Annotated in this window: 10 protein-coding genes; 1 reads left to right on the top strand and 9 read right to left on the bottom strand. The window is 65.9% G+C overall.

Features of this window, described 5'->3' with window-relative positions; translation table 11 throughout:
- The 5 genes from kdpB to HGB10_11305 form a co-directional block, all read right to left on the bottom strand.
- On the bottom strand, window positions 1–1650 hold a 1650-nt coding region (kdpB, locus tag HGB10_11285), incomplete at its 3' end, for a potassium-transporting ATPase subunit KdpB (GenBank protein NTU72384.1).
- A gap of 9 nt (window positions 1651–1659) precedes the next feature.
- Window positions 1660–3381: a potassium-transporting ATPase subunit KdpA gene (kdpA, locus tag HGB10_11290; GenBank protein NTU72385.1), complete on the bottom strand. Its 1722-nt coding sequence runs from the start codon at window positions 3379–3381 to the stop codon at window positions 1660–1662.
- A gap of 7 nt (window positions 3382–3388) precedes the next feature.
- Window positions 3389–3478: a K(+)-transporting ATPase subunit F gene (gene kdpF, locus HGB10_11295; GenBank protein NTU72386.1), complete on the bottom strand. Its 90-nt coding sequence runs from the start codon at window positions 3476–3478 to the stop codon at window positions 3389–3391.
- Between the two features lie 233 nt (window positions 3479–3711).
- Window positions 3712–4422, bottom strand: a complete 711-nt coding sequence (locus HGB10_11300) for a response regulator transcription factor (GenBank protein NTU72387.1) — start codon at window positions 4420–4422, stop codon at window positions 3712–3714.
- Window positions 4415–6043 carry a DUF4118 domain-containing protein gene (locus HGB10_11305; GenBank protein ID NTU72388.1) on the bottom strand — a complete coding sequence of 543 codons (1629 nt, stop codon included), beginning with the start codon at window positions 6041–6043 and terminating at the stop codon, window positions 4415–4417. The genes HGB10_11300 and HGB10_11305 overlap by 8 nt, the downstream gene beginning before the upstream one ends.
- 45 nt (window positions 6044–6088) lie before the next feature.
- Between HGB10_11305 and HGB10_11310 the strand changes: the two genes are divergently transcribed.
- Window positions 6089–7474, top strand: coding sequence for a carboxypeptidase regulatory-like domain-containing protein (locus HGB10_11310; protein ID NTU72389.1), 1386 nt, complete (start codon window positions 6089–6091; stop codon window positions 7472–7474).
- Here HGB10_11310 and HGB10_11315 read toward each other — a convergent pair.
- The 4 genes from HGB10_11315 to HGB10_11330 all read right to left on the bottom strand — a co-directional run.
- Window positions 7471–7650, bottom strand: coding sequence for a hypothetical protein (locus HGB10_11315; GenBank protein NTU72390.1), 180 nt, complete (start codon window positions 7648–7650; stop codon window positions 7471–7473). The two genes, HGB10_11310 and HGB10_11315, sit on opposite strands and share 4 nt — an antisense overlap.
- A gap of 75 nt (window positions 7651–7725) precedes the next feature.
- Entirely contained in the window at window positions 7726–8733 is a 1008-nt protein-coding gene (locus HGB10_11320) for a hypothetical protein (protein NTU72391.1), read from the bottom strand.
- Window positions 8734–8898: 165 nt separating this feature from the next.
- Complete coding sequence (locus HGB10_11325; protein NTU72392.1) at window positions 8899–10629, bottom strand: hypothetical protein; 1731 nt, start codon at window positions 10627–10629, stop codon at window positions 8899–8901.
- Window positions 10626–10969: hypothetical protein (locus HGB10_11330; protein ID NTU72393.1), on the bottom strand; the 344-nt coding region annotated here is incomplete at its 5' end. The genes HGB10_11325 and HGB10_11330, both read right to left, overlap by 4 nt.

The following is a 10969-nucleotide window of genomic DNA, read 5'->3' on the forward strand; positions in this document are numbered from 1 at the left end:
CGCGCTCGTCCCGGTGTTCATCGCGACGCCAACGTCGGCCTGGGCCAGGGCCGGCGCGTCGTTGGTGCCGTCGCCGGTCATCGCGACCAACTTGCCGCGTGCCTGCTCGGCTCGGATGAGCTCCATCTTCGCCTCGGGAGTCGCCTGCGCGAGGAAGTCATCGACACCCGCCTCGCGAGCTATCACGGCAGCGGTAACCGGGTTGTCGCCGGTGATCATGACCGTGCGGATACCCATCGCCCGCAGCTGCTCAAAGCGCTCGCGAATGCCACCCTTCACGATGTCCTTCAGGTGGATCACCCCGAGGATCTTGAGTTCCGACGCGACCACAAGGGGCGTGCCGCCCATCTCGGACACGGAGCGGACCAGTCGGTCGATATCGGGTGGCACCACGCCGCCGAGCGACTCCACCCACGCGATGACCGCATCCGAGGCACCCTTGCGAATGCGCGTCGGCCCGAGGTCGACACCGCTCATGCGCGTCTGCGCCGTGAAGGGTATGAACTCCGTCTCGTTCGGGTCGAGGTGCTTCTCGCGAACACCGAAGCTCTTTGCGAGCACCACGATCGAGCGGCCCTCGGGGGTCTCATCGGACAGGGAGGCCAGTTGGGCGGCTGCGGCCAGATCTTCGTCTCGGACGCCATCCACCGGCAGGAACTCCGCGGCCTGCCGGTTGCCGAACGTGATGGTGCCGGTCTTGTCGAGCAACAGGGTGTCGACGTCGCCCGCGGCCTCGACCGCACGACCCGACATCGCGAGGACGTTGCGCTGCACGAGTCGGTCCATGCCCGCGATGCCGATGGCGGAGAGCAGTCCGCCGATCGTCGTGGGGATCAGGCATACGAGCAGCGCGATCAGGACGCTCACTGAGACCTCCGTGCCCGAGAAGCGGGCGAGTGAGCGCAGGCTGACCACGACCAGCAGGAAGATGATCGTGAGTACGATCAGGAGGATGTCGAGAGCGACCTCGTTGGGGGTCTTCTGCCTGCTGGCGCCCTCGATGAGTCCGATCATGCGGTCGAGGAACGTCTCGCCCGGGTCGGAGGTGATCGTCACCACGATGCGATCCGAAAGCACGCGGGTGCCACCGGTGACAGCCGAACGGTCGCCGCCCGACTCTCGGATGACGGGTGCCGACTCTCCGGTGATCGCCGACTCGTCGACCGAGGCGATGCCCTCGATCACATCGCCATCGCCGGGGATGACCTCGCCGGCCGAAACGACGACGACGTCGCCCTTGCGGAGCTCCGAGGCCAGCACCACTTTCACGGCTCCGTTGGCCTGCACGCGGTTGGCTTCGGCGTCCGTCTTCATAGTGCGCAGGGCATCCGCCTGGGCCTTGCCCCGGCCCTCGGCCATCGCTTCAGCGAAGTTCGCGAACAGCACGGTGAACCAGAGCGCAAGCGTAATCGCCGAGAGGAAGACCGAGTCTCCGGCGCCCGCGAACAGCGCACGGACCGCGTAGACGGTTGTGATCGCGCTCCCGATCTCGACCACGAACATCACCGGGTTTCGATACAGGGTGCGAGGGTTGAGCTTGCGCAGGGCCTCGGCGGCCGCAGTGGCGATGAGCGCGCCATCGAACGCCGCGGAGCGCCGTCGCGACCCGGCAGCTTCATCGACCGCTGCGGTGAGGGGTGTCTCAGTCACCGATGCTCCCTAGAATGTGCGGCCGGTACCTACGAGCAGTTGCTCGAGTACCGGGCCGAGGGCGTATGCGGGAAAGAATGTCAGCGCGCCGACGATGATGATCACGCCGACGAGCAGGCCCACGAACAGCAGCCCGTTGGTCGGGAATGTCCCGGTGCTCGCGGGCGAGACCTTCTTGGTCGCCATCGACCCGGCGATTCCCAGCACGGGAACGATGAAGAGGTAACGGCCGATGAGCATCGCGATGGACAGCGCCACTGCGTAGAACGGCTCCGCTGCGGCCAACCCGCCCATCGCCGAACCGTTGTTGCCAACGGCCGACGTCACGCCGTACAGGATCTCGGACAGCGCATGAGGGCCGGCGTTGAGCGTGGCGGCTGCCGCTGCCGGCGTCACGACTGCGGCACCAGCGGTGATGAGGATGCCGGCTTCAAGCGCGAGCAGCGCAAACATCGCGAGCTTCATATCCTTTGGCCCCAGCTTCTTGCCGAGGTACTCGGGTGTGCGACCCACCATCAGCCCGGCGATGAATACCGCGATCATGGCGAAGATGAGCATCCCGTAGAGCCCTGAGCCGACACCCCCGAAGATGACCTCGCCCAAGGCGATGTTGAGCATGGCGACCCCGCCCGAAAGTGGCATCAGGCTGTCGTGACTGGTATTGACCGCGCCGCACGAAGCGGCCGTCGTGGCGTTGACGAACAGGGCGCTGCCCGCGACACCGAAACGCACTTCCTTGCCCTCCATGTTGCCGCTCGGCACGCCCTCCGAGGTCGTTTGAGCAGCTCCGGCGCCCATCAGCAGCGGGTTGCCGCCGCGCTCCAGCCCCCAGATCGCACCCAGGCCGATGACGAACAGCAACACCATCGCGCCCAGCAGGACCCACCCCTGCCGCATATCCCCGGCGAAACGCCCGACCATGAGCGCGAGCGCCGCAGGTAGGAGAAGAATCGCGATGACCTGCAGTGCATTGGTCAGCGGAGTCGGATTCTCATAAGGGTGAGCTGAGTTCGCGTTGAAGAACCCGCCGCCATTCGTGCCGAGCTGCTTGATGGCCTCCTGTGATGCGACCGGGCCTTGAGGAATCGTCTGTGCGGCTCCATCGGGCCCCGTCGCCCGTATCGGCGCGGAGAGGTTCTGCGCCACGCCCTGCCCGACGAACATGATCGCCAGCACGAGACAGAGAGGGAGCAACACGAACAGACAGGTGCGAGTCAGGTCCACCCAGAAGTTGCCGATGGTACGCGTGCCGGTGCGAGTCAGTCCGCGTACGAGCGCGGCCGCCACAGCGACCCCAACCGCCGCCGACATGAAGTTCTGCCAGGTGAGGCCGATCATCTGGATGAGGTGGCTGACGCCTGTCTCGCCCGCGTAGACCTGCCAGTTGGTGTTGGTGGCGAACGCGACGGCCACGTTGAATGCGAGGATCGGCGACATGGAGGCGGCCCCGTTTGGGTTGAGCGGCAGCGCGCCCTGAGCGAGTAGCAGGATGAACACCGTGACGACGGAGACGGCCGAGAAGGCCAACAGAGAGATCGCGTAGCCTAGCCACGTCATCTCACCGGCCGGATCCACCCCGACCACCCGGTACGTCAGCCGTTCGACCGGGCCGAGAACCGGATCGAGGAGGGTGGGTTCTCGATCGAGCACCAGCTGTAGATAGCGGGAGAGCGGAATCGCTGCGCCGATGACCACAGCCATCACGAGTAAGAACTGCGCTATGCCCGGCATCGGGGAATCAGAGCCTTTCCGGGAAGACCAGCGCCCACACGAGATAGGCCAGAAGGGCCACCGCTATCGCACCGATGATGCCGCTTTCACTCATCATCGTCGTGCCGCCTGTTCCTCGGACGAGACGAGAGGCGCAAGTAGCGCGAGTAGATGATCGCAACCGTGATCACTACTGCGAACGAGACGAGAGCGAGTTCGCGCGGTGACATCAGCACTCCCCAGCCGTAGACGGCATGAATGGACGTACGAGGAGTATCGATTTCGCGCCGTTGTGTTCGTGTGAAGTACGAGCGCGGCGCAGTTAAGAACGAGTGAAGGTGGCGAGAACCGCTAGGCTTCCAGGTCTGCGAAGCGGAAGCCGACCCCGGGCTCGGTCAGCACGAACCGCGGCACATCACCGGGGGTCTCGATCTTCTTGCGCAGATGAGAGATGTGCACCCGAAGAGTCTGCGTGTCGCGAACGTACTCCGGGCCCCACACCTCCTCGAGCAGCATCGATGAGGTCACGACACGCCCGGCGTTGCGCGCGAGGAGCGCGAGTATGTCGAACTCGATGCGCGTCAGGCGAACGCTCTCGCCCCGCAGCATGACGACCCGTCGTGCGAAGTCGATGTGGAGGTCGCCCACGTCGATATCGGTGACGGGGCTGGCGGAAGGGGATGCGCGGCGAAGCAGCGCCCGGATCCGCGCCAATAGCTCACCCGTCGAGAACGGTTTCGTGAGGTAGTCATCGGCGCCCAGATCCAGCGCGTCGATCTTGTCGGAGTCGCTGGAGAGGACCGAGAGAACGAGCACCGGTCCTTCGTACCAGCCGCGGAGCTGCCGACAGGCCTCAAAGCCGCTCATGCCCGGCAGTGTGAGGTCGAGGATCACGAGGTCCGGCGTGCGCTCGGCGGTCAGCGCGATGCCGTCCTCGGCCGTCGAAGCGGTGTCCACCTCGTAGTGTCTCGCCTGCAGCACCGACTTGAGCGCACGTCGAATCTGCTCCTCGTCATCGATCACGAGAATCCGTGGGTGCCTTTCGGGCGCGCCGTCAGTCACTGTCTGCTCCAGCGGTCGGGAGGGTCATCACGAATCGTGCACCGACCGGGTCGGCATCTTCAACCACGAGCGTCCCGTGGTGGCTGCGGACGATCTCGGTGGCGATGGCAAGGCCGAGTCCGGTGCCGGCGGGCGCAGATGACGAGGCGCTGCCCCGGAAGAACTTCTCGAAGACGCGTGCCTTCTCGGCATCGGGCACTCCGGGACCGCGGTCCTCGACTACGACGCGCACGGCGCCGTCCTCGGATCGCGCGGAGACAAGCACCGACGAGTCAGCCGGCGCGTAGGCGAGTGCGTTTTCCATGAGGTTCACGAACGCGCGCGCGAGTTGCGCGAAGTCCGCGCTCACCGGCGGAAGGTCGGGGGAGAGATCGAATCGGATGCGGGCGGCGTGGAGTCGCGGCAAGCGGGACAGTGCCGTGCCGAGAATGTCGCTCACATCCTCGGCGACCAAGCGCGGGCGCCAGGCATCGGACTCGAGTCGCGAGAGATCGAGCAGGTCCCCGATGGAGGAGTCGAGGCGCGCCAGATCCTCGCTCACCGCCTCGAGTTCGGAGCGCACGCGTGCTTCGTCACACGCGGAGCCCTCCTCCACGAGCCCGGTGACGCGCGCGGTCGCGGCGGCGAGCGGCGTCTTGAGCTCGTGTGAGACCGACGACACGAGGGTCGTCTTCATCCGATCCGTCTCGCGCAACGCCTGTGAGTGCGCCGCTTCATCGGCGAGTCGCTCGCGCTCGAATGCCGCCGCAGTGAGGTTCGCCACCGAGATGAGCAAGCGCGACTCGTCGGCGCCGAATCCCGACGGGCTCACCGGTTGCGCAACGAGCACGCCCTCGAGCCCGTCGACGGTCTGGAGTGGCAGATAGACGGCATCGGCGGTGACGCCGGGTAGCGCGTCAGCCTGCGACACAGTGACCACGCGGGGTTCGCCCGGCTCGGCGGACGGACCTTCGGGCCCCACGGCCTTGTCGTTGGTCAGGACCCACTCGGCGAATCGGGCTTCCTCGGTCGCAGGCTCGCTCTCGCCGGAGGAGTTCACGCAGCGGGCGTTGCCCGCACCATCGGGGCGATACAGCGCGACCCTGCGGGCGTTGCCAACGACGGTCAGCTGTCCGGTGACGTACTCGGCCGTGGCGGCAAGCGAGTATTCGGAGGCGATTCTGAAGGTCAGGCGGTTGAGCAGTTCGAGCTCGGCCTGACGACGCAGAGCCGCCTGTTCGCGTTCGCGCAGCCGGCCGGTCTGCTGCCCCGAGATGAGCGCGACGACAAGGAACACCATCAGCCCGATCCACTCCGGTAGAGACGCGATGGTCAGCCGGTAGTAAGGCGGGATGTAGAGCAGGTCGAGGAAGAGAAACGCGAGCGCGGCCGCAGTTGCCGACGGCTTTGTTCCGGCGATCCTGGCCACCGCGACGATAATCGGAACGAAGAACAGCATCACGACCGGAGCTGAGACCACGCCACGCAAGGGGAAGAAGATTAGCGCGGCAATGCCGACCGCACCCACTGCGAGCGGGTAGCCGCCTCCGCGTGAGAGTTGTTGGCGCCACATCATGTGACGAGCGTAGCACTCCTGCACAGGGCCGAGACGGGTGAGCGGTCGCGCGCGCCGCAGCGGCACCGCGCTATCATTGTGTACACGCGTTCGCCGAACTTGGGGGTTCACATGAGACGCATCATCGCTCGGGTCGCTCTGGCAGCCGCGCTCGTGGTGGCGCTCACCATTCCGCTCGCCGCCCAAGCAACCCCTGCCCTGCCCACACCGGCTGACGGGGAACGCGTCGCGCTTGATGCTGTCATGGGACCGGCGTACCAGCATGCGGGCACGTGGTACTGCGATGGTGTCGTCATGACCGGGGACCAGTATCTTGCGGGTGTAGCCGTGGTCCGCCCGGTTGTCACGATCGAATACCGCACGGCAGAGAACGCGTTCGTCTCGACACAGACCGTCCCAGTACCCTGCGGCGTGCTGAATGTGTACGACACGGTCATCGGCGGCTACTACACGTTCTTCCACTTCATCCAGAACGTGCCCGACGGTGCCGAAGAGAGCAAGACGACGCTCGCGGCAAACGATGTGCCGGGTGAGCCCGGCTTCCCTAGCCGCCACTACGGCATCGCGGCGAGCAACGCTGTCCGGCAGGCATGGGGCCAGAACGAGGGTTTGTCGCTGGGGCGGACGCCTGACAGCGAGATCGATACGACGACGCTGAGCTCTGGACGACCGACCTACGAAGTGTGGATGACGAACAACACCACGCACACCGTGGGTCCGCTCTATGTGGTGGGTAACGAGGTGCAAGGCCCGTCCAGCATGAACGTGGCGCCCCTCGACACCTTGGAGATGCAGGCGGACGACCCGGAGAAGTCGGCCCGATTGCTGCCGGGTGAGACGACCACGTTCACGGTCCAGGGATTGAATTCCATGCTTGCACCCGGCAACCAGCGGTTCTACCACTGGAACCTCTGGATCGAGGCCGAGCCCATGCCGGCGCTTGTCGGAACGGTGACCTGTGGTGGGCGAGCGCTATCCGGTGCGCACGTGGAGGTGTCCGGTCGGCCGATGGCGCACACGAACGCTTCCGGGAGGTACGGCGTTCTCGATGTGACGCCCGGTATTCGCTACGTCGGGTACTCGAAGCCGGGATTCCACTCGCGAACGGTTGAAGTGGCGATGCTGCCCGGAGTCGATGCGAGCAGGGACGTCACCCTGACCACGACCCCCAAGTTCTCCTGGGTCAACCCTACGTCGGTGCAGAAGACCTACTCACGCAAGCGCGGCAAGGCCACCTACACGCTGTCGGCGACGGTGAAGGGTGACGACAACGCGCCGGTGCAGTGGATCAAGGTCTATCTGCAGGTGCGCAAGCCGGGGTCGAGCACATGGACGAATGTGGGCGGGTACAAGACCAGTACTTCGACGGGCAAGGTCACGCGTACCTTCACCTCGACGGTGAAGTCGACGCGCTACTACCGCTGGGCGCTCAAGTCCGGGCAGGCCGGCGTTATCGGGTCGGCAAAGTCCTCGCAGCGCAAGGTGATCGTGCGTTAGCGAGAACAGGTTGTAAGCAGCAGGACCCCTAGAGCGAGCACACCTGCCGCGGCCCACAGAAGCAGTCGGAGTCGGTGGTCGACCTTGATGTCTGCTCCGCCGCCGCCGCAGTTGGGGCACGCGTCGTAGCCGTCGGCCAGGTCCCACTTCTCGCCACAGGTTGGGCACATGGGCATGGCGTGCTCCTTTCGCTGCAATCGACGGAAGGCGGGAATTCCCCGCCTTCCGCAGTCGTTTCATGCGTCACAGCACTACTTAATCTTCATGGAATTGCTGCGCACGGAGCTGTCGGAGCGGTGCTGTCCGTCACCGGCTGTATAGGCGACTACACTCCACGTACCTGCCGGACTGAGCTTGGTCGATTTCGAGTACGAACCCGTGCCCGGACGGAGCGCCGTGAGCGTCTTTCGGGGAGCGCCCCAAATCAGTGCGCCCGACGCGTTCCGGTGGCGGCGGTAGAATCTGAGCGTCACCTTCGTGGACTCCGATACCGGGTACGCGTCGACCGATGAACTGACGGCTCCCGTCACCTTGATGGTACTAGTGCGCTTCGCCGATGAAGGCACCCGCGGCTTGCCAAGCGTCGTGTTCGCCTTGACCTGCGTGATGTTTGCCACGACCGATGGCGCCGATGTGGCTCCAAACCGAGTCGCGGTGACCGTCCATCCATGAGTGGACCCCGGAATGAGTGCTCCCACCACAACCTCCGTGGCGGTCGTCGTGGCGACCACGCTCCCGTCTTGAAGAATCGTGAAGGTTTCCTTGTCAGGCCGGTAGTCGGCTCCGTTGTCCCACGCAAGCGTGACTTGAGTGGGCGTCGAACCAGTCTCACGGAGGTTGAGAGGCTGCGCCGGCGTGATGGTCATGACCTGCGTGATGTTTGCCACGACCGATGGCGCCGATGTGGCTCCAAACCGAGTCGCGGTGACAGTCCATCCATGAGTTGACCCGGGAACGAGTGCTCCCACCACAACCTCCGTGGCGGTCGTCGTGGCGACCACGCTCCCGTCTTGAAGAATCGTGAAGGTTTCCTTGTCAGGCCGGTAGTCGGCTCCGTTGTCCCACGCAAGCGTGACTTCAGTGGGCGTCGAACCAGTCTCACGGAGGTTGAGAGGCTGCGCCGGCGTACTCGTCATGACCGCCTCTGCGAACGCGAAGTTGGCCCACGGGCCGGAACTCCCGGCGTACACGACGCCAAACACAGCTATCGCCGCGATCATCGTCCCGAATACGAGTTGTCGTAGGTTTGAAGTCTTCATGACCGCCCCCTGGTGCGTCCTCGGTTGCAAATGCTACTACAGCAGGTGCAAATAGTATGCCCGCCTCGCGCGGCATCAGGGAGCATGAAGACGAACCGAATCCGTGAGTGGCGCTGAAGGCCCGGGCAAGCGGGAGCCGATCGGCGAGAAACCGCCGGCACGAGGCTACCGGACGGGACCCGGCGTGTCCGATCCCTCATCGGCGGGGGAGTACGACGCGACAAGCGAGCGCATCTCGGCGGCGGTGAGCTCGTAGAGTCGAACCGGCTCGGTATCGGCCAGACTCGAGTAGCCGTAGAGGAACTCGACCGGCACCGAGAACGAGAGCACCTGGCGGTCTGCGAAGGTGCTTGCAACCGCGCTCGAAAGCTCCGGGTGTCCAACGTGCAGCGACGCATCCGCGAGCAGCAGCACCTTCGCGTCATCGGGAACGTACGACGCGAATTGCAGCACCGAATCCGTCGCTGCCGACCATGCGGGCAGATCGGTGCGGAAGTGGTACGCCCAGGGCAGCCCTGTGATGAGCGTCCCGCCCGCACCAAGCGCCGGCGCGAGTCCCGCAGCGACTTCACGCGGGTAGTCGGTGGTCAGGAAGTCGGCCTCGGCGCGGGACAGACCTCGCACTCCGAGCACTCCTACCGACACGATGAGGGCGGCCAGCGCGATCCGCCCGGCGTTTGCCGCGAGCTTGGGCAGCAGAGCCGTCGCCCCTACAACCGGCACCATGAACGGCAACAGGTGGACGAGGTAGCGCGAGTCGCGTGGCTCGACCCAGTAGTACACGCCGAGCAACACGACGATCGACGCCAGCAGCGCCCCGCCGACGTCGCGCCGGTGCGCACGGTCGAGAGCGTAAGCGCCTACAACGAGGAAGACGACGCTGACCCAGTCGCGTGCGACGAAACGATGCAGTGCGAGGAAGGGGCTCTGACCGCCGCCGATCCGGGTCGCTGCGAGCTGGAGCAGATAGATGAGCAGTGGTACGACGGCGAGCAGGTAGTAGGCCACGCGCCCCACGCGCTCCATCGCCGCCGACACGGCAGTTCCGCGGCCGGCACCGTCCCGCGCGTCGCCGCCAGCGGTAGCGCCGTGCGCCCGTCGACCGCGCATGACGAGCACGGCTACGACCGCCACGACCGCCGCAGCGCCGATGACCGGAAGCAACCGCACGAGTATCCGCATCGTGTACGCGGGTGGCGGGAACCAGAACGCCGAGATCACGGCGACGGGAAGGACGCACGCGACGACGGCCGTGGCGACCCGCTTCCACGTCCAGCCAAACGCCGAGAACCCCATCCACAGAAGCAGCGGCAGCGCGACGAAGTAGGTCGGTCGCGAAAGCAGCAACAGGGCCGCGATGACTCCCGTACCGATGTCGCCTGCGTTGCTCAGCTCATCGGGTCGTTCCTTGGCGACGAGGCCGAGTACCGCCAACGCGAGCAGCACCGAGAGCGAGTCGCTCATCACGAACCCGGACCAGTAGGTGATTCCGTAGCTCGTGGCGATCAGCGCAGCCGCCGTGAGCCCCGCACCCCGCGAGTCGAGGAGTCGCCACACGGCCCAGAACGCCACTGGCACCGCGAGTACCGCACCTGCGGCTGCGACCAGGTGGCCCGCCTGCTCGGCGGGCAGACGAAACGCCATCACAGCGGCGACGGCCATGGGAAACGTCGACTTCATCGCCGCGTAGCCGGCCGGGGGAAACGGCATGCCGCCCGCGCCGAGGGTGCCGGTGGGGTGGCCGTGGTCGAGGAGATTACGGGCGATCAGCAGGTAGTAGTACGAGTCCGGGAAGATGAAGAAGCGGAACTGATTGATCGCCTTCGCGACCGCCGAGAGCCCCGTCAGCGCCAGCAGCGCTGCGGTGTAGGCGACGGTCGAACGCGACCACTTCATCGCGAAACCGCCTTGCGCAGCGACGTCTCGACCTTCGGTGGCATCGAGCCCGCATCGCGCATCAACACGAAGCCACCAACAGCAGCGGCTCGATTGACCAGAAACTCCCGCGTGTACGGCCCGAACAGGCCGTCGTCGACGGCCACCACGGGACGGCCCGTCCTCGCGCCTTCGACCGCCGCCACGAATGCGTCGGGAGCGGCCGCCGAGTCGACCGCGAGCACGAGCATCCCGCGCGAGCCGGGCGCCGCGTCAGTGCGCGCGAGCAGCTGCCCGGCGAGCTCGTCGCGGGTTGCGCCGCGAACGCGCGACGCGGGTGGCGCGTCAGATCGGAAGAGCA

This window comes from Coriobacteriia bacterium, from assembly GCA_013334745.1.
Classification (GTDB): Bacteria; Actinomycetota; Coriobacteriia; order Anaerosomatales; family JAAXUF01; genus JAAXWY01.